At 62.2% G+C, this 23865-nt stretch carries 28 protein-coding genes; 20 read left to right on the top strand and 8 right to left on the bottom strand.

Features of this window, described 5'->3' with window-relative positions; genetic code table 11:
- The first annotated feature begins 27 nt into the window (after positions 1–27).
- The 7 genes from QLG12_RS17875 (at position 28) to QLG12_RS17845 (ending at position 5544) form a co-directional block, all read left to right on the top strand.
- Entirely contained in the window at positions 28–1158 is a 1131-nt protein-coding gene (locus tag QLG12_RS17875) for a chemotaxis response regulator protein-glutamate methylesterase (RefSeq protein WP_197869625.1), read from the top strand.
- A complete protein-coding gene (locus QLG12_RS17870) occupies positions 1158–1898 on the top strand; it encodes a flagellar motor protein (RefSeq protein WP_064384022.1) in 741 nt (246 codons plus the stop codon). Before QLG12_RS17875 ends, QLG12_RS17870 begins: the two co-directional genes overlap by 1 nt.
- Positions 1899–1910: 12 nt before the next feature.
- On the top strand, positions 1911–2801 hold the full coding sequence (motD, locus tag QLG12_RS17865; RefSeq protein ID WP_011333075.1) for a flagellar motor protein MotD: 891 nt from the start codon (positions 1911–1913) through the stop codon (positions 2799–2801).
- A 43-nt stretch (positions 2802–2844) separates the two neighbouring features.
- A complete protein-coding gene (locus QLG12_RS17860; protein WP_011333076.1) occupies positions 2845–3633 on the top strand; it encodes a ParA family protein in 789 nt (262 codons plus the stop codon).
- Positions 3634–3635: 2 nt separating this feature from the next.
- Positions 3636–4589 (top strand): CheW domain-containing protein, encoded by a 954-nt coding sequence (locus tag QLG12_RS17855; RefSeq protein WP_282475001.1) that lies wholly within the window; start codon positions 3636–3638, stop codon positions 4587–4589.
- Positions 4590–4662: 73 nt separating this feature from the next.
- Entirely contained in the window at positions 4663–5148 is a 486-nt protein-coding gene (locus QLG12_RS17850; RefSeq protein WP_007959223.1) for a chemotaxis protein CheW, read from the top strand.
- Positions 5149–5544 carry a DUF2802 domain-containing protein gene (locus QLG12_RS17845; RefSeq protein ID WP_197869623.1) on the top strand — a complete coding sequence of 132 codons (396 nt, stop codon included), beginning with the start codon at positions 5149–5151 and terminating at the stop codon, positions 5542–5544.
- Positions 5545–5613: 69 nt separating this feature from the next.
- Here QLG12_RS17845 and QLG12_RS17840 read toward each other — a convergent pair whose 3' ends face one another.
- Together QLG12_RS17840 and QLG12_RS17835 are read right to left on the bottom strand one after the other, a co-directional pair.
- Entirely contained in the window at positions 5614–5943 is a 330-nt protein-coding gene (locus tag QLG12_RS17840) for an EscU/YscU/HrcU family type III secretion system export apparatus switch protein (RefSeq protein ID WP_197869622.1), read from the bottom strand.
- Entirely contained in the window at positions 5940–7514 is a 1575-nt protein-coding gene (locus QLG12_RS17835; protein ID WP_282475000.1) for a flagellar hook-length control protein FliK, read from the bottom strand. The genes QLG12_RS17840 and QLG12_RS17835 overlap by 4 nt, the downstream gene beginning before the upstream one ends.
- A 197-nt stretch (positions 7515–7711) precedes the next feature.
- Between QLG12_RS17835 and ccmA the strand changes: the two genes are divergently transcribed.
- The 12 genes from ccmA (at position 7712) to QLG12_RS17775 (ending at position 15945) form a co-directional block, all read left to right on the top strand.
- Positions 7712–8347 carry a cytochrome c biogenesis heme-transporting ATPase CcmA gene (gene ccmA / locus QLG12_RS17830; RefSeq protein WP_282474999.1) on the top strand — a complete coding sequence of 212 codons (636 nt, stop codon included), beginning with the start codon at positions 7712–7714 and terminating at the stop codon, positions 8345–8347.
- On the top strand, positions 8344–9012 hold the full coding sequence (gene ccmB / locus QLG12_RS17825; RefSeq protein ID WP_011333083.1) for a heme exporter protein CcmB: 669 nt from the start codon (positions 8344–8346) through the stop codon (positions 9010–9012). The genes ccmA and ccmB overlap by 4 nt, the downstream gene beginning before the upstream one ends.
- Positions 9013–9090: 78 nt before the next feature.
- A complete protein-coding gene (gene ccmC, locus QLG12_RS17820) occupies positions 9091–9846 on the top strand; it encodes a heme ABC transporter permease CcmC (RefSeq protein WP_236193792.1) in 756 nt (251 codons plus the stop codon).
- A complete protein-coding gene (gene ccmD / locus QLG12_RS17815; RefSeq protein ID WP_011333085.1) occupies positions 9843–10019 on the top strand; it encodes a heme exporter protein CcmD in 177 nt (58 codons plus the stop codon). Before ccmC ends, ccmD begins: the two co-directional genes overlap by 4 nt.
- The gene (ccmE, locus tag QLG12_RS17810) at positions 10016–10471 is read left to right on the top strand and encodes a cytochrome c maturation protein CcmE (protein ID WP_011333086.1); all 456 of its coding nucleotides are present in this window, start codon (positions 10016–10018) and stop codon (positions 10469–10471) included. Before ccmD ends, ccmE begins: the two co-directional genes overlap by 4 nt.
- Before the next feature lie 3 nt (positions 10472–10474).
- Positions 10475–12463, top strand: a complete 1989-nt coding sequence (locus tag QLG12_RS17805) for a heme lyase CcmF/NrfE family subunit (RefSeq protein WP_282474998.1) — start codon at positions 10475–10477, stop codon at positions 12461–12463.
- Positions 12460–12996 (top strand): DsbE family thiol:disulfide interchange protein, encoded by a 537-nt coding sequence (locus tag QLG12_RS17800; protein WP_011333088.1) that lies wholly within the window; start codon positions 12460–12462, stop codon positions 12994–12996. Before QLG12_RS17805 ends, QLG12_RS17800 begins: the two co-directional genes overlap by 4 nt.
- Positions 12993–13463, top strand: a complete 471-nt coding sequence (locus QLG12_RS17795) for a cytochrome c-type biogenesis protein (RefSeq protein WP_197869618.1) — start codon at positions 12993–12995, stop codon at positions 13461–13463. The genes QLG12_RS17800 and QLG12_RS17795 overlap by 4 nt, the downstream gene beginning before the upstream one ends.
- Entirely contained in the window at positions 13460–14659 is a 1200-nt protein-coding gene (gene ccmI, locus QLG12_RS17790) for a c-type cytochrome biogenesis protein CcmI (protein WP_282474997.1), read from the top strand. The genes QLG12_RS17795 and ccmI overlap by 4 nt, the downstream gene beginning before the upstream one ends.
- A 25-nt stretch (positions 14660–14684) precedes the next feature.
- Positions 14685–15092: a hypothetical protein gene (locus QLG12_RS17785; RefSeq protein ID WP_282474996.1), complete on the top strand. Its 408-nt coding sequence runs from the start codon at positions 14685–14687 to the stop codon at positions 15090–15092.
- 236 nt (positions 15093–15328) lie between these two features.
- Positions 15329–15541, top strand: a complete 213-nt coding sequence (locus tag QLG12_RS17780; protein ID WP_085611511.1) for a type II toxin-antitoxin system HicA family toxin — start codon at positions 15329–15331, stop codon at positions 15539–15541.
- Positions 15541–15945, top strand: coding sequence for a type II toxin-antitoxin system HicB family antitoxin (locus QLG12_RS17775; RefSeq protein WP_085666700.1), 405 nt, complete (start codon positions 15541–15543; stop codon positions 15943–15945). The genes QLG12_RS17780 and QLG12_RS17775 overlap by 1 nt, the downstream gene beginning before the upstream one ends.
- Before the next feature lie 46 nt (positions 15946–15991).
- Here the strand turns inward: QLG12_RS17775 and QLG12_RS17770 are convergent, their stop codons facing one another.
- Complete coding sequence (locus QLG12_RS17770) at positions 15992–17179, bottom strand: MFS transporter (RefSeq protein ID WP_064378641.1); 1188 nt, start codon at positions 17177–17179, stop codon at positions 15992–15994.
- 240 nt (positions 17180–17419) lie between these two features.
- Between QLG12_RS17770 and QLG12_RS17765 the strand changes: the two genes are divergently transcribed.
- Positions 17420–18040 (top strand): DUF5666 domain-containing protein, encoded by a 621-nt coding sequence (locus tag QLG12_RS17765; RefSeq protein ID WP_282474995.1) that lies wholly within the window; start codon positions 17420–17422, stop codon positions 18038–18040.
- 55 nt (positions 18041–18095) lie between these two features.
- Here the strand turns inward: QLG12_RS17765 and QLG12_RS17760 are convergent, their stop codons facing one another.
- From QLG12_RS17760 to QLG12_RS17740, 5 genes are all read right to left on the bottom strand, one after another.
- The gene (locus tag QLG12_RS17760) at positions 18096–19094 is read right to left on the bottom strand and encodes a sulfate ABC transporter substrate-binding protein (protein ID WP_011333096.1); all 999 of its coding nucleotides are present in this window, start codon (positions 19092–19094) and stop codon (positions 18096–18098) included.
- Between the two features lie 104 nt (positions 19095–19198).
- A complete protein-coding gene (locus QLG12_RS17755; protein WP_064378643.1) occupies positions 19199–20023 on the bottom strand; it encodes an ion transporter in 825 nt (274 codons plus the stop codon).
- Between the two features lie 21 nt (positions 20024–20044).
- On the bottom strand, positions 20045–20959 hold the full coding sequence (locus QLG12_RS17750; RefSeq protein WP_282474994.1) for an urea transporter: 915 nt from the start codon (positions 20957–20959) through the stop codon (positions 20045–20047).
- A gap of 145 nt (positions 20960–21104) precedes the next feature.
- Positions 21105–22520 carry a pyruvate kinase gene (gene pyk / locus QLG12_RS17745; protein ID WP_282474993.1) on the bottom strand — a complete coding sequence of 472 codons (1416 nt, stop codon included), beginning with the start codon at positions 22518–22520 and terminating at the stop codon, positions 21105–21107.
- Entirely contained in the window at positions 22517–23791 is a 1275-nt protein-coding gene (locus QLG12_RS17740) for a glycerate kinase (RefSeq protein WP_282474992.1), read from the bottom strand. The genes pyk and QLG12_RS17740 overlap by 4 nt, the downstream gene beginning before the upstream one ends.
- Positions 23792–23865: the final 74 nt, after the last annotated feature.

Genomic DNA, 23865 nt, shown 5'->3' with positions numbered 1-23865 from the left:
CGTCCCGCTGCACCTAATGGAGTGTTTATGGCAGTCAAAGTCCTGGTGGTGGACGATTCGGGTTTTTTCCGCCGCCGCGTCTCGGAAATTCTTTCAGCGGATCCGAGCATCCAGGTTGTCGGCACGGCAACCAACGGTAAAGAGGCGATCGATCAGGCCCTGGCCCTCAAGCCGGACGTGATCACCATGGACTACGAGATGCCGATGATGGATGGCATCACGGCGGTGCGGCACATCATGCAGCGCTGCCCGACCCCGGTGTTGATGTTCTCCTCGCTGACACACGAAGGCGCCCGGGTCACCCTGGATGCGCTGGATGCCGGCGCGGTGGATTTCCTGCCGAAGAATTTCGAAGACATCTCCCGCAACCCGGAGAAGGTCAAGCAACTGCTGTGCGAGAAGGTGCACAGCATCTCGCGCAGCAACCGTCGTTTCAGTGCCTACAGTGCGCCGGCACCTGCCGCTGCACCTGCGCCGACTCCTGCGCCAGCGCCTTCGAGCTTTGGCAGCCACAGCGCTCCGGCCCGTCCGGCACCTGCGCCTGCACCGACTCGCGCGCCAGCGGCCAGCGCTTCGTCGCCGGCCCCGAAACGCAAAAACTACAAGCTCGTGGCGATTGGTACATCGACCGGCGGCCCGGTAGCCCTGCAACGGGTCCTGACCCAGTTGCCGGCCAGCTTCCCGGCGCCGATCGTGCTGATCCAGCACATGCCGGCGGCCTTCACCAAGGCCTTCGCCGAACGCCTGGACAAACTGTGCCGCATCAGCGTCAAGGAAGCCGAGGATGGCGACATCCTGCGTCCGGGCCTGGCGCTGCTGGCGCCGGGTGGCAAGCAGATGATGATCGACGGCCGTGGCGCGGTGAAAATCCTGCCGGGCGACGAGCGTCTGAACTACAAGCCGTGCGTGGACATCACCTTCGGTTCTGCAGCCAAGTCCTACAGTGACAAAGTTCTGGCGGTCGTACTGACCGGCATGGGCGCCGACGGCCGTGAAGGCGCACGTCTGCTCAAGCAGGGCGGCAGCACGGTCTGGGCCCAGGACGAAGCCAGTTGCGTGATCTACGGCATGCCGATGGCCATCGTCAAGGCTGACCTCGCCGACGCGGTGTACAGCCTGGACGATATCGGCAAGCACATCGTCGAGGCGTGCGTCTGATGGATGTTCTAAGCCTTATCGGGATCATCATGGCGTTCGTCGCCATCATCGGCGGCAACTACCTTGAAGGTGGTCACCTCGGCGCGCTGGCCAACGGCCCGGCGGCGCTGATCGTGCTCGGTGGCACCATCGGTGCCGCGCTGCTGCAATCGCCGATGAGCGCGTTCAAGCGCGCCATGCAGATTCTGGCCTGGATCTTTTTCCCGCCGCGTGTGGACCTGGCCGGCGGCATCGACCGCGTGGTCAACTGGAGCCTCACCGCGCGCAAGGAAGGCCTGCTGGGTCTGGAAGGCGTGGCGGATGCCGAGCCCGATGCCTACTCGCGCAAGGGCCTGCAACTGCTGGTCGACGGCGCCGAGCCGGAAGCGATCCGCAGCATCCTCGAAGTGGATTTCTACACTCAGGAAGCCCGCGATGTCGAAGCGGCCAAAGTGTTTGAAAGCATGGGCGGCTACGCGCCGACCATCGGCATCATCGGTGCGGTGATGGGCCTGATCCACGTGATGGGCAACCTGGCCGATCCGTCGCAACTGGGCAACGGTATCGCCGTGGCATTCGTCGCCACCATTTATGGTGTGGCCAGTGCCAACCTGGTGCTGTTGCCGGTTGCCGCCAAACTGAAGTCAATCGCGTTGCGGCAATCGCGTTATCGCGAAATGTTGTTGGAAGGTATTTTGTCGATCGCTGAAGGTGAAAACCCACGCTCCATCGAGTTGAAGCTCCAGGGCTTCATGGATTAAGGGACTGACCTCATGGCACGTCGTCGCCAGCATGAAGAGCACGTAAACCATGAACGTTGGCTGGTTTCCTACGCCGACTTCATCACCCTGCTCTTTGCCTTTTTCGTGGTGATGTACTCCATCTCGTCGATCAACGAAGGCAAGTACAAGATTATCTCCGAAGCGCTGATCGGAGTTTTCACCGACTCCGACCGCGCACTCAAGCCGATCCCGATCGGTGAAGAGCGACCGAAGACCGTGACCCCGGCCAAGCCGCTGGTCAAGGACGCCGAACAGGTTGATGCCGGCATTGCCGGGGCCAGCGATCCGCTGAAAAGCATCGCCGATGACATCAGCGCCGCGTTCGGCGACCTGATCTCGTCGAACCAGATGACCGTGCGCGGCAACGAGCTGTGGGTCGAGATCGAACTCAACTCCAGCCTGTTGTTCGGCAGCGGAGATGCGATGCCGAGCGACATCGCGTTCAACATCATCGACAAGGTCGCAGCGATTCTCAAACCGTTCGACAACCCGATCCACGTCGAAGGCTTCACCGACGATCAACCGATCCGCACCGCGCAGTATCCGACCAACTGGGAACTGTCCTCGGCGCGTTCGGCGAGCATCGTGCGCATGCTGGCGATGCAGGGCGTAAACCCTGGCCGCCTGGCCTCAGTGGGCTACGGCGAATTCCAGCCGGTGGCCAACAACGCCACCGCCGAAGGCCGGGCGAAGAACCGTCGTGTGGTGCTGGTGGTGTCGCGCAATCTCGATGTGCGCCGCAGCCTGACCGGCACCGGAACCGCCCATGCGCAACCGGATGCCGCGTTGAAGCGTGCTGGCACACAAACTGCACCGACCCCGGTCAAGACGCCGGGACGCGAGAGTGCCGTCAATTCTCCGTCGCCCGCATTAATACGCTGAACCATGTCTCGGCCGAATATTCCGGCCGGGAGGAACGATCCGAATGAGAGTCTGGGCAGTCGCCAATCAAAAGGGTGGTGTTGGTAAAACCACTTCTTCCATCGCTTTAGCCGGGTTGCTGGCAGAGGCGGGCAAGCGCGTGGTCGTGGTCGATCTCGACCCGCACGGCTCGATGACCAGCTATTTCGGTTACGACCCTGACAGCCTGGAACACAGCAACTACGACCTGTTTCTGCACAAGGGCGGGGTGCCGCAAGGCCTGCCCGGCCAACTGCTGCTGTCGACCAGCGACGAACGCATTTCCCTGTTGCCGTCGAGCACCGCGCTGGCCACCCTCGAACGCCAATCACCGGGGCAGAGCGGGCTGGGTCTGGTGATCGCCAAGAGTCTGGCGCAGCTGTGGCAGGACTTCGATTACGCAATCATCGACAGCCCGCCTTTGCTCGGCGTGCTGATGGTCAACGCCCTGGCCGCGAGCCAGCAACTGGTGATCCCGGTGCAGACCGAGCACCTGGCCGTCAAAGGCCTGGAGCGCATGGTCAACACCCTGGCGATGATCAACCGCTCGCGCAAACAGGCGCTGCCGTTCAGTATCGTGCCGACCCTGTTCGACCGCCGCACCCAGGCCTCGATGGGCACCTTGCGCGTACTGCGCGACAAATTCCCCGACGAGATCTGGCAGGGTTACATCCCGGTCGATACCCGTCTGCGCGACGCCAGCCGTGCCGGTGTCACGCCTTCGCAGTTCGACGGCAAGAGCCGTGGTGTGCTGGCTTACCGCGCGCTGCTCAAGCATCTGCTGGCGCAGCAACTCGTTCCGCAGGTGGCTTGAGCATGAATCGGCCGATCAAGCTGACGTCCAAGCCGCAACTGGCGCTGCAGTCCTATCTGGACGGCTTGCTGCAGGAAGTGACGGACGAGGTCGAGCAACCCGTCGTGGCGTCGGTCGAGGTGGTCGAGTCCGCTGCGGCGCTCGATGAATTCCAGGCCGCCGTGCTTGAAGAGCAGGCCCGGGATGCGCAAAAAGCCGCCCGGCCGATCGCCCCGGTTGCAGCGCCTGCCGCTGTGGTGGCCAAAGCGCCCGCGACCCTGATCAAAGAGCCTGAGCCGGTGCGCGTGGTCTCGACCCTGGCACCGCTGCTGCAAACTCAACTTTTGCAATCACCTGCGGTTCCGGCAGTGCCAGAGCCCGAGCCCGAAGTGCCTGCGCCAGCCCCGGTCGAACCAACCCGGGTTGCGCCGCTGGTGGAAGTGCATCTGCCGCCGAGCAACACGCCGCCACCGGTGGAAACCGACGGCCGTCCCGCCTGGGCTTCGGAAGCGTTCGAATGCCTGCTGTTCGACGTGGCCGGCCTGACGTTGGCAGTGCCGCTGGTGTGCCTCGGCTCGATCTATTCGCTGGCCGGCCATGAGCTGACACCGCTGTTCGGTCAGCCGGAATGGTTCCTCGGCATCCTGCCAAGCCAGGCCGGGAATCTGAAGGTGCTGGACACCGCACGCTGGGTCATGCCGGACCGTTATCGCGACGATTTCCGTCAGGGCCTGCAATACGTGATTTCGGTGCAGGGTTACGAGTGGGGCCTGGCAGTGCATCAGGTCAGTCGCTCGTTGCGCCTGGACCCGAATGAAATCAAATGGAGAAGTCACCGGGGTCAGCGGCCATGGCTCGCCGGCACGGTGATTGAACACATGTGCGCCTTGCTCGATGTTTCCGCACTGGCCGAGTTGATCGCCAGCGGTGGGGCAAAGCACATGTCCGGCAGTAAGCCGAACCACAAACCGACATAACGACAGTACCGGCATTCAAATGCCGGCGAACGAAACACACACCGCCAGGCGCGGTTTTTCGAGGGGCTAGGGTATGAACGACAAGGCTACGGCGGCAAAGGGTTCCGAAGATCCGATCCTGCAATGGGTGACCTTCAAGCTGGACAACGAAACCTACGGCATCAACGTGATGCGCGTTCAGGAAGTCCTGCGCTACACCGAGATCGCTCCGGTTCCGGGTGCGCCAAGCTACGTGCTGGGCATCATCAACCTGCGCGGCAACGTGGTGACCGTGATCGACACCCGTCAGCGCTTCGGCCTGATGAGCGGTGAGATCAGCGACAACACCCGTATTGTCATCATCGAAGCCGACAAGCAAGTCGTGGGCATCATGGTCGACAGCGTGGCTGAAGTGGTTTACCTGCGTCAGTCGGAAATCGAGACCGCACCGAACGTCGGTAACGAAGAGTCGGCCAAGTTCATCCAGGGCGTGTGCAACAAGAACAACGAGTTGCTGATCCTGGTCGAGCTGGACAAGATGATGAGCGAAGAAGAGTGGTCGGAACTGGAGAACATCTGATTGATTCTCGAGGTAGCGGTCATTGTCCTGTTCCTGTTCTGGGCAGGCACGCTGGCGATGTTTCTGGCGTACATCAAGGCGCAGCGGGTGATCGCTGCGCAACAGGCCCAGGGCGATGCGCTGCGTGATCAGCGCATCAGGGACCTGGCCAAACGTGTCGACGATTACCAGAACGGCAACGTGCGCATGGGCGAAGCCCTGCACGAGCTGCGCGCGGTAGTCAGTCCGATTCCGGACAAGCTTTCCCAGCTCGAACAGCGTGATCCTTCCAGCCTGTCATTCGCCCAGGCGGCGAAACTGGTGGGAATGGGCGCGAGTGTCGATGAGCTGACCCAGTCCTGCGGGTTGACCCAGGCTGAGGCGGAGTTGATGCGCAAGCTGCATAGAAGCAGCTGAGAGTTTCGAGCTTCGAGCGGCAAGTAAAATCAAAAAAATCGCAGTTTATGACTGCGATTTTTTTTGCCCTTAGTAATCGTCACCGCGTTCGGTGATGTCCTTCTCGACCATCGGTGCATCCGGGTCCTGTCCCGCCGGGAACTTGCCCTTTAGGTTCCAGGCAAACGCGATGATCTCGGCGATCGTGCGGTACAGCTCTTCGGGGATGCTGTCGCCCAGTTCCATCCGCGCCAGCAACTTCACCAGCTCGGCGTTTTCGTAGATCGGCACTTCACAGTCGCGGGCGATGCGCAGGATTTCTTCGGCCAGTTCTTCATCGCCCTTGGCGGTGAGAGTCGGGGCGTGGCTGCCGTCGTATTTGAGGGCGATGGCCTGGCGTGGAGCGGTGGTGTCATTCATGCGGTTTCATCGACCCAGCGGTGTTCGAGGCGGGTTTGGATGCCTTGCGGCGGGGTGCCGAGGTGGCAGTCGAGATCGCCGACGTTCAGCCCGGAATCCAGCAGACGCTGGCGCAGGGCGGTCAGGTTGCTTTCGATCAGGCTCGCGGTGTACGGCCGCTCGGCCCACAACTGGCTCGATAGGCTGCCGCTGATCAATTGCGCCTGAATCTGCATCGGCCCCAGTGGTTCCATGTCGAACGCCAGATCGACGCGCCACAGTTGCTGCTTCGGTTCGCGCTCATCGCGGCGCTGCTCGTTCGCTTGCTGTTTCTCCGGCGCTTCTTCGCGCTGGAACTTGACCTGCAACGGCACGATGTCCTGTAGGTTGCGCATCGGGATTTCCAGTTGCCAGGTGCTGAGCAGACGGCCGTCGTCGGTCACGCCGGTCTGTTCCAGGCTCGACAGCTGATGGCTTTGCAGGCGCGACACGGCAGCGGCAGCGAGGCGTAGCAAATGTTCCAGATCGCCTTCACCTTCCAGGCTTTGCAGCAGCCGGTCGGGCAACGGGAAACTGCTCGGCACCGGTTTCGCACTGACCTGACCGAGCATGCCGAGGGCGTTGCGCACGAAGCTCGGTAGCGCCTGGGCCAGCGTGTTGGCGGCGATGATCGCATTCAGATTGGTGTTGCCGGGCAGGCCGGGTGTGATCTGGGCGATCAGCTTGAGCAGATCGGCTTTCAGGTCCGGGGCCAGCGACGGGGTCTGCCCGGTTAACAGCTTGGTTTCGAGGAACACGCCGCTGTTGGCCAGCGCCTGGGCCAGACCTTTTGGCGTGCTCAGTTGCTGCACGTCCGGCAGATTGGCGAGCAGCTTGTCCACGGCGGTGCGCAAGTCCTGGGACGTCTGATCGGTGGCGGGGGGCAGGCTCTGGAGCATTTTCAGCAAGCCGTCGAGGGAACCCTGACGGCTTTGCTGACTGACCAGTTGCTGACTGACCGCCAGTTGTTCCTGGCGATTGCTCAGCGGCAGGAACTTCAGGGTCTGCGAGTCCTGCACCAGCGCCGACAGCAGGGTGCCGATGCGCAGCGGTTGCGGGCTGTCGATGCTGAGGGTGCTGCCACTCAACGCGGTGTTGAGCAGGCTGACCATCGAGCGGTAAACCGTCGGTTGCCCCGGCACCTTCGGCAAGACCTGAGCCGTCAGCACCTTGCCTTGCAGCAGCGTGCCGACCGGCAGTTGCGCAGTGTCGATGCGGGTGAGGGTGGCGACGCTGCTGGCGATGGCCTGTTGCACGGTGATCGCCAGATTGCCCGCCGACGGCTGGGTGATCGCCAGGCTGGTGCCTTGAGGCAGCGGCAGATTGCTGGTCGCCTGCACGGTGGTCTGACGGCCGCTGTCCAGTGTCACCTTGAGCAGCAACTGAAAGGTTTGATCCGCCTGCTTGAGTGACAACACCTCGGCCTTGGCGCTCTGGCCGGCGGCAATCAGCCCGTCGACCGGCGTCAGCAACTTCAGCAGCTCACCCACCTGCGGGCGAACGGTCGCCGGGGTGGTGGGCGGGAGCGGGAGGATGTTCATTTCGCCTGTCATACGCGGACACAACCTGAGGAAAATGCACTCGGGAGAGCGGGGGACGCCATGTATAATGCCGCCCGTCCTTCCATTCGTTCAAAAAACATAGCAATTGTTTGACGCAGCTCTCTGGATTGAGCCGTCATTGCATTTATGCTGCAACTCTTTAACGGCCGCGCCAGAGCCGACTTGAACCGTATAAGGCCCGTGATCCCTTGACCAGTCCTGTCCTGCAAACCGTCGCCCTCGCGTGTGAACGTGATCTCAGACTGCTCTTCGACAATCTCGAATTGAGACTGGCCAGTGGCGATATGGTGCAAATCAGCGGCCCCAACGGCAGCGGCAAGACCAGTTTGCTGCGTTTGCTGGCCGGTCTGATGCAGCCGACCGATGGCCAGGTATTGCTCAACGGCAAGCCACTGGGCGAGCAACGCAGCGAACTGGCGCGCAACCTGCTGTGGATCGGCCATGCTGCCGGGATCAAGGACTTGCTCACCCCGGAAGAAAATCTCGCCTGGCTCTGCGCCCTGCATCAACCCGCCGAACGCGACGTGATCTGGCAGGCCTTGGCGGCGGTTGGATTGCGCGGTTTCGAGGATGTTCCCTGCCACAGCCTGTCCGCCGGCCAGCAGCGCCGTGTGGCGCTGGCGCGGTTGTATCTGGACAGCCCGTCGTTGTGGATTCTCGACGAACCGTTCACCGCACTGGACAAGCAGGGCGTGGCACAGCTTGAAGAACACCTGGCCGGGCACTGCGAACGGGGAGGCCTGGTGGTGCTCACCACGCACCACACGCTGAGCCGGATGCCGGCCGGTTATCGCGACATCGATCTGGGGAACTGGGCAGTATGAGTGTGTTCGGCCTGCTGGTTGCCCGTGAATCCCGACTGCTGTTCCGCCGCCCGGCGGAGCTGGCCAATCCGCTGATTTTCTTCGCCATCGTCATCGCGCTGTTCCCGCTGGCCGTCGGTCCGGAAACTCAAGTATTGCAAAACTTGTCCCCGGGGTTAGTCTGGGTGGCGGCACTGTTGTCGGTCCTGCTCTCGCTGGACGGGCTTTTCCGCAGTGATTTCGAAGATGGCTCCCTTGAACAGTGGGTCCTTTCGCCGCACCCCCTGCCACTTCTGGTATTGGCCAAGGTGCTGGCACACTGGCTTTTTTCCGGGCTGGCACTGGTTTTGCTCTCGCCGTTACTGGCGTTGATGCTCGGGTTGCCGGCTGCGTGTCTGCCGGTATTGCTGCTCTCGTTGTTGCTGGGAACACCGGTGCTGAGCTTGCTCGGCGCGGTGGGCGCGGCGCTGACGGTCGGTCTGAAACGCGGTGGCCTGCTGCTGGCGCTGCTGATTCTGCCGTTGTACATCCCGGTGTTGATCCTCGGCAGTGGCGCCTTGCAGGCGGCTTTGCAGGGCATGCCGGCGCTTGGTTATCTGTTGTGGCTCGGTAGCCTGACCGCCCTGGCGATAACCCTGACACCTTTTGCAATAGCGGCTGGCCTGAAGATCAGCGTCGGCGAATAATGAGGTCTGGTTAAAATTTAACCAGCAAAGACCCTGAGACTGCTCACACCGATGAGCGGCACCCGTGATGGAAACAGTATGAACTGGACCTGGTTTCACAAGCTCGGCTCGCCCAAGTGGTTCTACGGCATCAGCAGCAAGTTGCTGCCGTGGTTGAGCATTGCAGCGTTGTTGCTGATCTGCGTTGGCGTCATCTGGGGCCTGGCCTTCGCGCCGCCGGACTATCAGCAAGGCAACAGCTTCCGCATCATCTATATCCACGTACCCGCCGCGATGCTCGCTCAGTCGATCTACGTGATGCTGGCGGTGTGCGGGGTGGTCGGGCTGGTGTGGAAGATGAAACTGGCCGACGTGGCCCTGCAATGCGCCGCACCGATTGGCGCGTGGATGACCGCCGTGGCGCTGGTCACCGGGGCGATCTGGGGCAAGCCGACCTGGGGTTCTTGGTGGGTCTGGGACGCACGCCTGACCTCGATGCTGATTCTGCTGTTTCTGTACTTCGGTGTGATCGCCCTGGGCAACGCCATCAGCAATCGCGACAGCGCCGCCAAGGCTTGCGCGGTGCTGGCCATCGTCGGTGTGATCAACATCCCGATCATCAAATACTCGGTGGAGTGGTGGAATACCCTGCACCAGGGCGCGACCTTCACCCTCACCGAAAAACCGGCGATGCCCGTCGAAATGTGGCTGCCGCTGCTGCTGACGGTGCTGGGTTTCTACTGTTTCTTCGGCGCCGTGCTGTTGCTGCGCATGCGCCTTGAAGTGCTCAAGCGCGAAGCCCGCGCCAGTTGGGTGAAAGAAGAAGTGCAGAACAGCCTGGAGGCCGCTCGATGAGTTTCGCGTCATTCGGCGACTTCCTCGCCATGGGCCATCATGGCCTGTACGTCTGGTCGGCCTACGGCATCTGTCTGGCGGTACTGATCCTCAACGTGGCGGCGCCGATCGCGGCCCGCAAGCGTTATCTGCAACAAGAGGCGCGTCGTCTGCGCCGGGAGAACGGCAAGTGAATCCGCTGCGTAAAAAACGTCTGATCATCATCCTGGCAATTCTGGTCGGGGTCGGCGCTGCCGTCGGCCTGGCCCTGAGCGCCCTGCAGCAGAACATCAACCTGTTTTACACCCCGACCCAGATCGCCAACGGCGAAGCGCCGCAGGACACCCGCATCCGCGCCGGCGGCATGGTCGAGAAGGGCTCGCTGCAACGCTCCACGGATTCGCTGGACGTCAAATTCGTGGTCACTGACTTCAACAAGTCCGTGACCATCACCTACCGTGGAATCCTGCCGGATCTGTTCCGCGAAGGGCAGGGCATCGTCGCACTGGGCAAGCTCAACGCCGACGGCGTGGTGGTCGCCGATGAAGTGCTGGCCAAGCACGACGAGAAATACATGCCGCCGGAAGTGACCAAAGCCCTGAAGGACAGCGGTCAATCCGCGCCAACCCCTGCGAAGGAGGGTTGATCGATGACATCCAGCATTTTCATTCCTGAGTTGGGCCATCTGGCCATGATCCTCGCGCTGTGTTTCGCGCTGGTGCAGGCCGTGGTGCCGTTGCTCGGTGCCTGGCGCGGCGATCGTCTGTGGATGGGCTTGGCCCAACCGGCCGCGTGGGGGCAATTCGCGTTCCTGCTGTTCGCCTTCGGTTGCCTGACCTACGCCTTCATGACCGACGATTTCTCCGTGGCCTACGTCGCGATGAACTCCAACAGCGCGCTGCCGTGGTACTACAAGTTCAGCGCGGTGTGGGGTGCCCACGAAGGGTCGCTGCTGCTGTGGGCGTTGATCCTGGGCGGCTGGACCTTCGCGGTGTCGGTGTTCTCCCGGCAACTGCCGCAAGTCATGCTCGCCCGCGTGCTGGCGGTGATGGGCATGATCAGCACCGGTTTTCTGCTGTTCCTGATTCTGACCTCGAACCCGTTTTCGCGGATCCTGCCGCAGATCCCGGCCGACGGTCGTGACCTCAATCCGTTGTTGCAGGACATCGGCCTGATCGTGCATCCGCCGATGCTCTACATGGGCTACGTCGGTTTCTCCGTGGCCTTCGCGTTTGCCATCGCCGCACTGCTCGGCGGTCGTCTCGATGCGGCGTGGGCACGCTGGTCGCGTCCGTGGACGATTGTTGCCTGGGCCTTCCTCGGCATCGGCATCACCCTCGGTTCGTGGTGGGCCTACTACGAACTCGGCTGGGGCGGCTGGTGGTTCTGGGACCCGGTGGAAAACGCCTCGTTCATGCCATGGCTGGTGGGCACGGCGCTGATTCACTCGCTGGCGGTCACCGAGAAACGTGGCGTGTTCAAGAGCTGGACGGTGTTGCTGGCGATTGCCGCATTCTCCCTGAGCCTGCTCGGTACGTTCCTGGTGCGTTCCGGCGTGCTGACCTCGGTGCACGCGTTTGCCTCCGATCCTGAGCGCGGCGTGTTCATCCTGATCTTCCTGCTGTTCGTGGTCGGCGGCTCGCTGACCCTGTTTGCGCTGCGGGCGCCAGTGGTCAAGAGTCAGGTCGGCTTCAACCTGTGGTCGCGGGAAACCCTGTTGCTGGGTAACAACCTGGTGCTGGTGGTGGCGGCGTCGATGATCCTGCTCGGCACGCTGTACCCGCTGATTCTTGATGCGATCAGCGGCGCCAAACTGTCGGTCGGCCCGCCGTACTTCAACGCGCTGTTCATTCCGTTGATGGCGCTGTTGATGCTGGTGATGGCTATCGGCGTGATCGTGCGCTGGAAAGACACCCCGGTGAAATGGCTGGTCAGCATGCTGACGCCGGTGCTGCTGGGCAGCGTGGCGCTGGCGGTGGTGGCCGGTGTCGCTTATGGCGATTTCAACTGGGCGGTGATCGCGACGTTCCTGCTCGCGGCCTGGGTGTTGCTGGCCGGTGTGCGCGACATCTTCGACAAGACCCGCCACAAGGGTCTGATCAGAGGCCTGCCGACCCTGACCCGCAGCTACTGGGGCATGCAGATCGCGCACTTGGGTATCGCCGTCTGCGCGCTGGGCGTGGTGTTGTCGAGCCAGAACAGTGCCGAGCGTGACCTGCGCCTGGCACCGGGCGAGTCGATGGATCTGGCCGGTTATCAGTTCGTGTTCGAGGGCGCCAGGCACTTCGAAGGCCCGAACTTCACCTCCGACAAGGGCACCGTCCGGGTGATCCGCAACGGTCAGGAAGTCAGCGTGCTGCACCCGGAAAAACGCCTGTACACCGTGCAGAACTCGGTGATGACCGAGGCCGGGATCGACGCCGGTTTCACTCGTGACCTCTACGTCGCCTTGGGTGAACCGCTGGGTGACGGCGCCTGGGCGGTGCGGGTTCACGTCAAACCGTTCGTGCGCTGGATCTGGTTCGGCGGCCTGCTGACCGGTTTCGGTGGTTTGCTGGCGGCGCTGGATCGGCGTTATCGAGTGAAGGTCAAAGCCAAAGTGCGTGAAGCGCTGGGCATGGAAGGAGCCGCTGCATGAGACGTTGGTTGATGCTGGTGCCATTGGCGATTTTCCTGCTGGTGGCCGTATTCCTTTATCGCGGTCTGTACCTGGATCCGGCGGAACTGCCGTCGGCGATGATCGGCAAACCGTTTCCGGAGTTTTCCCTGCCGGCGGTGCAGGGCGACAAGACTCTGACCAAGGCTGACATCCTCGGCAAACCGGCACTGGTCAACGTCTGGGGCACCTGGTGCATTTCCTGCCGGGTCGAGCACCCGGTGCTGAACAAACTCGCCGAGCGCGGCGTGGTGATCTACGGGATCAACTACAAGGACACCAACGCCGATGCGTTGAAGTGGCTGGCCGAGTTCCACAACCCTTATCAACTGGACATCCGTGACGATGAGGGCTCGCTGGGCTTGAATCTGGGTGTCTACGGCGCACCGGAAACCTTCTTCATCGACGCCAAGGGCATCATCCGCGACAAGTACGTCGGCGTGATCGACGAGCAGGTCTGGCGGGAAAAACTGGCGGCCAAGTATCAGGCGCTGGTCGATGAGGCCAAGCCATGAAGCGCTTTTTAGCGGCCATGGTGTTGGGCTTGAGCCTGGCCGGTGTGGCCCACGCCGCCATCGATACCTACGAGTTCGCCAAAGAAGGCGATCGCGAGCGTTTTCGCGAACTGACCAAGGAACTGCGCTGCCCCAAGTGCCAGAACCAGGACATCGCCGATTCCAACGCGCCGATTGCCGCCGACCTGCGCAAAGAGATTTTCCGCATGCTCGGCGAGGGCAAGGACAATCAGCAGATCATCGACTTCATGGTCGACCGCTACGGTGATTTCGTGCGCTACAAACCGGCGCTCAATGCCAAGACCGCGCTGCTGTGGTTTGGCCCTGCGGGACTGTTGCTGGGCGGTTTTGTCGTCATCGCCGTGATCGTCCGCCGTCGTCGCGGGCAACCCGCCGAGACGCCGCAATCGCTGTCCCCTGAAGAGCGTCAGCGCCTCGACCAACTGTTGGATAAAAACCAAGAATGATTGATTTCTGGCTTGCCGCAGGGCTGTTGCTTCTGGTCGCCCTGAGTTTTCTGCTGATCCCCGTCCTGCGCGAACGTCGCGCCCAGCGTGAAGAGGATCGAACTGCTCTCAACGTCGCTCTGTATCAGGAACGCGTCGCCGAGCTGCAATTGCAGCAGGCTGAAGGTGTGCTCGATGCTGCGCAAATGGACAGCGGCCGTGCCGAAGCAGCCCGTGAACTGCTGGCTGACACCGAAGGTGTGGCGCCGGCGCGGGTTTCGCGTCTGGGCAAGCCTTTGCCATTGCTGGCAGCGGTGCTGGTGCCGGTGTTGGGCCTCGGTCTGTACCTGCACTTTGGCGCGAGCGACAAGGTCGAGCTGACCCGGGAGTTCGCCCAGGCACCGCAGTCGATGGAAGAGATGACTCAGCGTTTGGAGCGAGCAGTCGCCGCGCAACCGGATTCGGCTGAAGGCGTGTATTTCCTCGGTCGTACCTACATGGCTCAGGATCGCCCGGCGGACGCGGCGAAGATGTTCGAACGCGCGGTCAATCTCGCCGGTCGTCAGCCGGAACTGCTCGGCCAGTGGGCGCAGGCCCAATACTTCGCCGACAACAAGAAATGGTCGGACAAGGTTCAGGCCTTGACCGATGAAGCACTGAAAGCCGATCCGAAAGAAGTCACCAGTCTCGGCCTGCTGGGCATCGCCGCGTTCGAAGGCGAGCGTTATCAGGAAGCCATCGACTACTGGAACCGTCTGCTGGCGCAACTGCCGCCGAATGACAAATCCCGCGAAGCCCTGCAGGGCGGTATCGCGCGAGCGACGGAGAAACTTGAAGCCAACGGCGGCAAGGTGGCTCAGGCGCCAGTGGCGAAAACTGCATTGCTGAAGGTCAGCGTCGATCTGGCCAGCGAACTCAAGGGCAAGGTGCAACCGGGCGACAGCGTGTTCATTTTTGCCCGCGCCACCTCGGGCCCACTGGCGCCGCTGGCGGCCAAGCGTCTGACCGTCGCCGACCTGCCGGTGACCGTCGAACTGGGCGATGCCGACGCAATGATGCCGCAATTGAAACTGTCGAACTTCCCCGAAGTCCAACTGGTTGCGCGCATCTCCCGTGCCGGTCAGCCGACCGCCGGTGAGTGGGTCGGTCGCAGCGGGCCTCTGCCCAGCAGCACCACCGCGCCGCAGACACTGACCATCGACAGCCCGGACAAATAGCCGGACACAACAGGAAAGCACCGCCATGAACGCCATCGCCCGAATCACAGTCCTCACACTGGCCCTGGGCTTGAGCGCATGTGCGGTGCAACGACCGGAGCCGACCACACGGCTGCCGCCGATCCCGCCGTCACAACCCGGCCCGACCCCGTCAACCACCCCGACGCCGAGCAAACCGGGCATCCCGGCCAAACCCGCCAAACCCGTCCCACGCACCTCCGCCAGCTTCGCCCCGCCCCCGGGCGGCAACAGCCACTGGGACCAGAAACTGGGCGTGTACGTACTCGACGACCAGACCAACATTTTCTACCGCCAGCGCACCTACTACCGCTGGAACAACGGCTGGAGCCGCTCGATCAGCCCGAACGGACCGTGGGAAGACACCAACATCCACGGCGTACCGGCGGGACTGGGCAAGCAGTTCGGGGAGTAATGAAAAACGGCGATCTCAGGATCGCCGTTTTGCTGTCTGGGGTGATGAGCAATACCTCACTCGTATCCTGTCCTCAACGCCTGAGCTTGCTCTGCAAGAAGCGTCATTGTCTGCTCGCTGGGGCAGTGCATCAATCACATGCTGCAAAACAACCGAACGTCGTGCTGCGAATTTCTGTGCTTGAGTAAAGATAACTCTAGGGTTACTTTTGTTAGGCCGAAGCAAGGAGGCGGTTGGTGCAGAGCAGGTTATTGATCAAGGAGCTGGAGGAGGCAGGCTGGACGCTGGACCGGATAACCGGCAGCCACCACATCTTCACGCACCGTTACAACCCATACACGATTCCCGTCCCTCATCCGAAAAAGGATTTGCCGGTCGGGACGGTCAAGAGCATCAGGAGGCGTGCCGGGTTGTACAACCCGCCAGCCAGTTACAGAGGAGATCCGTAATGCAATACCCAATCTGCATCGAGTGGGGTGACGAGAACACCGCCATCGGTATTCAGATCCCAGATATTCCCGGCGCGGTAACGGCCGGGGATACGTTTGAGGATGCCTACAACGCAGCCGTTGAAATTGCCCACATCATGCTGCAGGAAATCGCGGCGGATGGTGATTCGATTCCGATGCCGACCTCGGCGGCGACCCATCGCAACAACCCGGAGTTTGCCGATATGGGTTGGGGCATGCTGGAGCTGGACATCTCGCCGTACATGGGCAAGACCGAAAAGGTCAACGTGACGTTGCCGGGCTATGTCATCCAGCGGATCGACCGCTATGTGCGTGAGCACAATGTCAAAAGCCGCTCCTCTTTTCTGGCGGATGCCGCCATGGAAAAGCTGGTCCGGCATTGAACCTCGAGCCCTGTCGGATCAGCGATCCAACAGGGCTTTTCAGGTTCTAGGCCGTTGCCAGAACGGTCTTCTGCGAAGCACTCAAAAACCGCACCAGCGCCAGCAGCGGGAACGCGCTGCCGACAATCACGATCCACAACCAGCCGCCATGCTCGTACACCGCACTGGCCACCGACGAGCCGAAGGCGCCGCCGACGAAGATGCTGGTCATGTAAAGCGCGTTGAGGCGGCCGCGGCTTTTGGCGTCGAGGGAGTAGACCGCGCGCTGGCCGAGCACCATGTTCATCTGCACGCAGAAGTCGAGCACCACGCCGGTCACGGCCAGGCCGATCACGCTGTAGGCCGGGTGGATGAAGGCGGGCAGGAAGCTCAGGCTGGCAAACAGCATGGCCAGCAACGAAGCGATGCGGGTGTGGCCAGCGTCGGCCAGGCGTCCGCTGATCGGGGCGGCGATGGCACCGATGGCGCCGACCAGGGCGAAGATCGCGATTTCACTCTGGGACAGGCCATGGTTGCGTGCCAGCTCCAGCGGCACGGCGGTCCAGAACAGGCTGAACGTGGCGAACATGCAGGCCTGGTAGAACGCGCGCTGACGCAGCACCGGTTGTTTGCGCAGCAGCGTCCACAACGATCCGAGTAATTGGCCGTAGGAGGCGCTGTGATCCGGCTGGCGCTTGGGCACAGTCAGCGCCAAAACCACGCTGATCGCGGCCATCAAGCCTGCCGCGATCATGAACATCGCCCGCCAGCCGAGATGGTCGGCGACCACGCTCGACACCGGCCGCGCCAGCAGAATCCCCAGCAGCAGACCGCCCATGATCCCGCCGACCACCCGGCCACGGGATTCCTCCGGCGCCAGGTGCGCCGCCAATGGAATCAGCACCTGCACCGACACCGAGCTGAACCCCACCAACAACGAAATCAGCAGGAACACATTCGGTTGATCGGTAAACGCCGCACCCAGCAGGCTGGCAATTGCCACCACGGTGGTGATGATCATCAGGCGGCGGTTTTCCAGCAGGTCCGCCAACGGCACCAGGAAGAACAGGCCCAGCGCATAGCCGATCTGGGTCAGCGACACGATGAAACTGGCCATGGTGTCGCTCAGGCCGATGTCCGGCGCGATCAGGCCGATGATCGGCTGGGCGTAGTAGATGTTGGCAACAATGGCGCCGCAGCAGAAAGCGAACAGCAGCACCATGCCTCGGGTCATTGCGTGAGTTGTAGCGGTCATGGGTTTCTCGATCCAGCGAAAAGGAATGCGGTGAGGCTAAGGGACGGGCCGAGCCGGCAGTAGAGGCTTCTGATCGATATCAGTTATTCCGTTGCGGAATGGGTGGCGCCGAACAACCCATTGTTCATCGGCGAACCTTGCGTCCGACCGTTGAGCGTCGATGATACATTCACTTACATCTTGTTCGATAGCGTGCTTATGTTGTGACCGGGTTTCAGCATTCATCAACGGAGGATTGCGATGTTTCGTCAGTTGCTTCGCCACACCACAACGATTGCCCTGATCAGTCTGCTCGGCGCCACGGCCGTGCAGGCCGCCGAAGCGCCCGGCATGCGCATGGGCGTGCGCGGCGAAATCACCGGGGTCAGTCCCGACTCGCTCAAGATTCACGTCAACACGGGTGAAAACGTGGTGGTCCAGTTGACCCCGGACACCAGGTTTCGCGCGGTCACCCTGGCCAATATCGAAGACATCAAGCCCGGCAGCTACATTGGCGCGGCCGCCATTCCCCAGGAAGATGGCACGCTCAAGGCGCTGGAGGTTCACGTGTTCCCGCCGGAGCTGGCCGGCAGCGGCGATGGCCACCGGCCGTTCGACCTGGCCAAGGGCAGCAGCATGACCAACGGCAGCGTCGGCGATCTGGTGGTCAGCAACGGCCGGGTGCTGACCGTCAACTACAAGGGCGGCCAGCAGAAGATCCTGGTGCCGGAGGATGTGCCGATCGTCAACCTGACGCCGGGCGATCGCAGCCTGCTCAAGGTCGGGGTGAAGATCGTGACCTTTGTGACCCAGAGCGCGGACGGCACGCTGACCGCGCAATCGATTTCGGCGGGCAAGGATGGCGTGAAGCCTCCGATGTAAACGCATACAAAAAAGGCGACCTCTTCAGGTCGCCTTCTTCATATCAGCTCACGCCTTATTGGCCGTTGTAGATCTGGTCGAAGATCCCGCCATCGTTGAAGTGGGTCTTCTGCACGGTGCGCCAGTCGCCGAAGGTCTTCTCGACCGACAGGAAGTCGACTTTCGGGAAACGGTCGGTGTATTTGGCCAGCACTGCCGGGTCACGTGGACGCAGGTAGTTGGCGGCCGCGATTTCCTGTCCTTCCGGCGACCACAGGAACTTCAGGTATTCCTCGGCAGCGGCGCGGGAGCCTTTCTTCTCGACCACTTTGTCGACCACCGACACCGGTGGCTCGGCTTCGGCGGAGACGCTTGGGTAGATGACTTCGAACTGGTCGCGGCCGAACTCGCGGGCGATCATTTCGGCTTCGTTTTCGAAGGTCACCAGGACGTCGCCGATCTGGTTGGTCATGAACGTGGTGGTCGCGGCGCGGCCACCGGTGTCCAGCACCGGTGCCTGTTTGAACAGCTTGCCGACGAAGTCTTTGGCCTTGTTCTCGTCGCCGCCGTTTTTCAGCACGTAGCCCCAGGCCGACAGGTAGGTGTAGCGGCCGTTACCCGAGGTTTTCGGGTTCGGCACGATCACCTGCACGCCGTCCTTGAGCAGGTCCGGCCAGTCTTTCAGGGCTTTCGGGTTGCCTTTGCGCACGATGAATACGGTCGCGGAGGTGAACGGCGCGCTGTTGTTCGGCAGACGGGTGACCCAATCCTTCGGCACCAGTTGGCCGTTGTCGGCCAGGGCGTTGATGTCGGTGGCCATGTTCATGGTGATGACGTCAGCCGGCAGGCCGTCGATCACCGAGCGCGCCTGTTTGCTCGAACCGCCGAAAGACATCTGCACCGTGATGTTTTCGTTGTGTTCGGCCTGCCAGTGTTTCTGGAACGCAGTGTTGTAGTCCTTGTAGAAATCGCGCATCACGTCGTAGGACACGTTGAGCAGGGTCGGTGCGGCCTGAGCCACGCTGCCGAAGGCAAGACCTGCGGCGAGAAGTGAGGCGCCAAAGAGTTTTTTCACTGCGCATTCCTTGTTCTGTGGGGGTGTTGTTACAAAGATGAGGCCATTTGCCAGCGACTATAGCGGGGCACGCATAGTCGTTTAAAGATTAAAAAGAACTTTGCTTATTCCATTTTCTTGAATAACGGGTTGCCGCATCGCGAACAGAAGGCGGCGCTGCTTTCGTGGCTCTTTTTCTGGCAAACCGGGCAGTCGTGTTGCAACTGTTCACCACGCATCGCATTGGCCAGTTCAGCGGTGAAGATCCCGGTGGGCACGGCGATGATCGAGTAACCGGTGATCATCACCAGCGACGAAATCACCTGGCCCAGCGGAGTCTTCGGCACGATGTCGCCGAAGCCGACGGTAGTCAGGGTCACGATAGCCCAATAGATGCCCTTGGGAATGCTGGTGAATCCGTGTTCCGGGCCTTCGATCACGTACATCAACGTGCCGAAGACCGTCACGAGTGTGCAGACGCTCACCAGAAACACCACGATCTTCTGCTTGCTGCCGCGCAGCGCCGACATCAGGTAGTTGGCTTGCTTGAGATAGGGACTGAGTTTGAGGACGCGGAAAATCCGCAGCATCCGGATGATCCGGATAATCAGCAAGTACTGCGCATCGCTGTAGTACAGCGCGAGGATGCCCGGCACGATTGCCAGCAGATCCACCAATCCATAAAAACTGAAGGCGTAGCGCAGCGGTTTCGGCGAGCAGTACAGACGCAGGATGTACTCGCCGGCAAAGATGATGGTGAACCCCCACTCGATATACGCCAGCACATCGGCGTAATTGCGGTGAACGCTGTCGATGCTGTCGAGCATCACGATCACCAGGCTGGCCAGAATGATCAGCAGCAGAATGCCGTCGAAACGTCGCCCGGCGGGGGTGTCGCTCTGGAAAATCATGACGTAAAGCTGTTCACGCCAGTGCTTGTTACTGTCCATGGATCACGCCTGAATCAAAGATCAGCGCAGCCTAGGTTGATTCTCCCCGTGAGCGCAAGGCGCGCCGCTGATCTGCGGTTGCTGCATCAGGCGAATGCCGGTGCGCAGCAGCCAGCAGGCAAGAATGAACGGTGCCGTGAGAGTCGCAAGACCCAGGGCACTGAACAGCGGCGTCAGCAGCAGCGCCAGGCCGATGCCGAACAGCGGCAGCCACGGTTGCTGGCGCTGGGCGCTGAAGGCGAGGGCGGCAAGGACCGCGTTGTAGCCACCCAGACCGAGCAACGCGACCTGACTGTCGTGGTGCAACAGGCTGGAACCCAGACCCATCGCCGAAGCCAGCAGCGCCCAGGCAAAGGCCCGACGATCGGCGATCAGCAAACCGGCGGCGATCAATCCACCGGCCAGCGGGTGGTCGAGGAACATCACCTGACCGAAGCCTTTCAGGGCGGCACCGAGCAGGTTCACGGTGTTCAGTTCAAGCACCGGTGCGGCGGACAAAGGCTCGGCGAAACACACGAACACCCAGCTCAGCAGCACGAACGGCGCGGTGTAGGCGGGCAGGTATTCGGTGAGGCGTGCGCGTTTGAGCCACTGCTGCGTGATCATCGCACTCAGACCACCGGCCGCCAGAATCAGCGGCGGCAGCATCGGCGACCAGGGGAAATACAGGCTCAGCAACAGGCCGACCAGCACGCCGTTGTAGCTGAACAGTCCGGCCTGGCGATCAGCCTTGGCGTAGTTGCGCCGTTGCGCGGTGAGCAAGCCGGCGACCGCGCCGAGCAGCGCGCCGGCGAACAGCACCGGCGCGGTGAATAAAATGGCCAGGAGGCACAGGAGGCCACACAGCGGATGGCGCTGGAGGAAGATTTGACTGAAGCCGTTGAGCAAAGCCTCGGCCCAGTCAGGGCAGTGGGTGTTGAAATGATTGGCAGGCATGTTTGGAGAATCTGGGCAGTAGGAAAATCAAAGGGTCTTGCGTGAAGCGGTGGCGAGGGAGCTCGTGCCCGGTGCATGCGGCGTCTCTTGTGGAAACCGTCATGCCGAGCGACGGGAGCACGCTCCCTCGCCACACAGGTGTTGCTTAAATCAATGTTTCAATCCGCAGCGAATTAGTCGACCCCGGTTGCCCGAACGGCACACCCGCGGTGATCAGCAACGTATCGCCACGCTCGGCCATTCCTTGAGCCTGAGCGATTTCCAGCGCGGTCGAGCACACCTCGTCGACCTGACGCAGGCGATCATTGACCACCGAATGAATGCCCCACGCCACGCTCAACCGGCGGGCGGTCTGCAGGTTCGGCGTCAGGTTGAGGATCGGCGCCTTCGGCCGCTCCCGCGCGGCACGCAGACTCGATGCGCCGGACTCGCTGTAGTTGACCAGCACCGCCACCGGCAGCACGTTGCTGATCCGGCGAATCGCGCAGCTGATCGCGTCGGACACGGTCGCCTCGGCTTTCGGCCGGCTGACGTCGAGTTGGGTCTGGTAATCCGGACCGTTCTCCACCTGGCGGATGATCTTGCTCATCATCTGTACGGCTTCCAGCGGATACTCGCCGGACGCGGTTTCCGCCGACAGCATCACCGCATCGGCGCCTTCGGCCACGGCGTTGGCCACGTCGGTGACTTCGGCGCGGGTCGGGGCCGGCGAGAAGCGCATCGACTCGAGCATCTGCGTCGCCACCACCACCGGTTTGCCGAGATGACGGCAGGTGGTGATGATGTTTTTCTGGATCTGCGGCACGCTCTCGGCCGGCACTTCCACACCGAGGTCGCCGCGAGCCACCATGATCGCGTCGCTCAGCTCGGCGATCTCGCGCAGTTGCTCGACCGCCGACGGCTTCTCGATTTTCGCCATCAGGAACGCCTTGTCGCCGATCAGTTCGCGGGCCTCGAGGATGTCTTGCGGACGCTGCACGAACGACAGCGCGACCCAGTCCACACCCAGCTCCAGACCGAAGCTCAGGTCGCGGCGATCCTTGGTGGTCAGCGGGCTCAGGTCGAGCACCGCTTGCGGCACGTTCACGCCTTTGCGATCCGACAATTCGCCGCCGTTGAGCACGGTGGTGTCGATCGCGTCGATGTATTTGGTGACGACCCGCAGACGCAGTTTTCCGTCATCGAGCAGCAGATCCATCCCGGCTTCCAGCGCGGCGATGATCTCCGGATGTGGCAGGTTCACCCGGCGTTCGTCGCCCGGTGTTGCGTCCAGATCGAGGCGGAAGGCCTGACCGCGATGCAACTGAACCTTGCCGTCCGCGAACTTGCCGACCCGCAGTTTCGGCCCTTGCAGGTCCATCAGGATCCCGAGCGGGTAGTTGAGCTGGCGCTCGACTTCGCGGATCCACTGATAGCGCTTGGCGTGGTCGGCGTGATCGCCGTGACTGAAGTTGAGGCGGAAAATATTGACCCCGGCCTCGACCAGCTCGCGGATGTCTTCGATGCCGTCGACGGCAGGCCCGAGGGTGGCGAGGATTTTGACCTTTTTATCAGGCGTCATGATTTAGAGCTCTCGAGGATCAGGATGGCGCGGAAGTCGTTGACGTTGGTGCGAGTCGGCTCGGTGACGATCAGCGCATCAAGCGCCTCGAAGTAGCCGTAGCCGTTGTTGTTATCCAGCTCGTCGCTGGCGCTCAGGCCCAGGGCGGCGGCGCGGGCGTAGCTGTCCGGGGTCATGATCGCGCCGGCGTTGTCTTCCGAGCCGTCGATGCCGTCGGTGTCACCGGCCAGCGCATAGACGCCGGGCTGGCCCTTGAGGCTGTCGGTGAGGCTGAGGAGAAATTCGGCGTTGCGCCCGCCACGGCCATTGCCGCGCACGGTCACTGTGGTTTCGCCACCGGAGAGAATCACGCACGGCGCCGCCAGCGGCTGGCCGTGATGGATGATCTGGCGCGCGATGCCGGCGTGGACTTTCGCCACTTCGCGGGATTCGCCCTCCAGGTCGCCGAGGATCAGCGTGCTGAAACCGGCCTGACGGCATTTCACCGCCGCCGCATCCAGCGATTGCTGAGGACGGGCGATCAATTGGAAGTGACTGCGGGCCAGGCTCGGGTCGCCGGGTTTGACGGTTTCCGATTCCGGGCTTTGCAGCCAGTTGCGCACGGAGGCCGGAATCTCGATGCCGTAGCGCTTGATGATCGCCAGCGCTTCGGCGCTGGTGCTCGGGTCGGCCACGGTCGGGCCGGAGGCTATGACCGTGGCGAGGTCGCCCGGTACATCGGAAATCGCGTAGGTATAAACAATCGCCGGCCAGCAGGCCTTGCCCAGGCGTCCGCCCTTGATCGCCGAGAGGTGCTTGCGCACGCAGTTCATCTCGCCGATGGTCGCGCCGGATTTGAGCAGGGCTTTGTTGATCGATTGTTTGTCGGCCAGGGTGATGCCTTCGGCCGGCAGCGCCAGCAGGGCAGAGCCGCCGCCGGACAACAGGAAGATCACGCGGTCGTCTTCAGTCAGGTTGCTGACCAGTTCCAGCACGCGCTTGGCCACGGCCAGCCCGGCAGCGTCCGGCACCGGGTGCGCGGCTTCGACCACTTCGATTTTTTCGCACGGGGCGCCGTGACCGTAGCGGGTCACCACCAGGCCCGAGACTTCACCTTCCCAGCAGCGCTCGACCACTTGCGCCATGGCGGCGGCGGCCTTGCCGGCGCCGATGACGATCACGCGACCTGTGCGATCGGCCGGCAGATGCGCTTCGAGGACCTGGTTCGGATGGGCCGCGTCGATGGCTGTGGCAAACAGCTCGCGCAGCAGTTGTTGCGGATCGACCGACATGGCGGGCTCCCGGAATTCTTGTTATTGGGATAGAGCGACAGCGATGCAGCGACGCGATCCTTGTGGGAGCTGGC

Origin of the sequence: Pseudomonas sp. V88_4 (assembly GCF_029967985.1) — a bacterium.
GTDB lineage: Bacteria > Pseudomonadota > Gammaproteobacteria > Pseudomonadales > Pseudomonadaceae > Aquipseudomonas > Aquipseudomonas glycinae.
This window is presented reverse-complemented; position numbering and strand designations above follow the sequence as displayed.

Coding starts and splice junctions, on each gene's coding strand:
- QLG12_RS17875 (WP_197869625.1), top strand. CDS start 28: ATGGCAGTCAAAGTCCTGGTGGTGGACGATTCGGGTTTTTTCCGCCGC.
- QLG12_RS17870 (WP_064384022.1), top strand. CDS start 1,158: ATGGATGTTCTAAGCCTTATCGGGATCATCATGGCGTTCGTCGCCATC.
- motD (WP_011333075.1), top strand. CDS start 1,911: ATGGCACGTCGTCGCCAGCATGAAGAGCACGTAAACCATGAACGTTGG.
- QLG12_RS17860 (WP_011333076.1), top strand. CDS start 2,845: ATGAGAGTCTGGGCAGTCGCCAATCAAAAGGGTGGTGTTGGTAAAACC.
- QLG12_RS17855 (WP_282475001.1), top strand. CDS start 3,636: ATGAATCGGCCGATCAAGCTGACGTCCAAGCCGCAACTGGCGCTGCAG.
- QLG12_RS17850 (WP_007959223.1), top strand. CDS start 4,663: ATGAACGACAAGGCTACGGCGGCAAAGGGTTCCGAAGATCCGATCCTG.
- QLG12_RS17840 (WP_197869622.1), bottom strand. CDS start 5,943: ATGAATGACACCACCGCTCCACGCCAGGCCATCGCCCTCAAATACGAC.
- QLG12_RS17835 (WP_282475000.1), bottom strand. CDS start 7,514: ATGACAGGCGAAATGAACATCCTCCCGCTCCCGCCCACCACCCCGGCG.
- ccmB (WP_011333083.1), top strand. CDS start 8,344: ATGAGTGTGTTCGGCCTGCTGGTTGCCCGTGAATCCCGACTGCTGTTC.
- ccmC (WP_236193792.1), top strand. CDS start 9,091: ATGAACTGGACCTGGTTTCACAAGCTCGGCTCGCCCAAGTGGTTCTAC.
- ccmD (WP_011333085.1), top strand. CDS start 9,843: ATGAGTTTCGCGTCATTCGGCGACTTCCTCGCCATGGGCCATCATGGC.
- QLG12_RS17805 (WP_282474998.1), top strand. CDS start 10,475: ATGACATCCAGCATTTTCATTCCTGAGTTGGGCCATCTGGCCATGATC.
- QLG12_RS17800 (WP_011333088.1), top strand. CDS start 12,460: ATGAGACGTTGGTTGATGCTGGTGCCATTGGCGATTTTCCTGCTGGTG.
- QLG12_RS17795 (WP_197869618.1), top strand. CDS start 12,993: ATGAAGCGCTTTTTAGCGGCCATGGTGTTGGGCTTGAGCCTGGCCGGT.
- ccmI (WP_282474997.1), top strand. CDS start 13,460: ATGATTGATTTCTGGCTTGCCGCAGGGCTGTTGCTTCTGGTCGCCCTG.
- QLG12_RS17785 (WP_282474996.1), top strand. CDS start 14,685: ATGAACGCCATCGCCCGAATCACAGTCCTCACACTGGCCCTGGGCTTG.
- QLG12_RS17775 (WP_085666700.1), top strand. CDS start 15,541: ATGCAATACCCAATCTGCATCGAGTGGGGTGACGAGAACACCGCCATC.
- QLG12_RS17770 (WP_064378641.1), bottom strand. CDS start 17,179: ATGACCGCTACAACTCACGCAATGACCCGAGGCATGGTGCTGCTGTTC.
- QLG12_RS17765 (WP_282474995.1), top strand. CDS start 17,420: ATGTTTCGTCAGTTGCTTCGCCACACCACAACGATTGCCCTGATCAGT.
- QLG12_RS17755 (WP_064378643.1), bottom strand. CDS start 20,023: ATGGACAGTAACAAGCACTGGCGTGAACAGCTTTACGTCATGATTTTC.
- QLG12_RS17750 (WP_282474994.1), bottom strand. CDS start 20,959: ATGCCTGCCAATCATTTCAACACCCACTGCCCTGACTGGGCCGAGGCT.
- pyk (WP_282474993.1), bottom strand. CDS start 22,520: ATGACGCCTGATAAAAAGGTCAAAATCCTCGCCACCCTCGGGCCTGCC.
- QLG12_RS17740 (WP_282474992.1), bottom strand. CDS start 23,791: ATGTCGGTCGATCCGCAACAACTGCTGCGCGAGCTGTTTGCCACAGCC.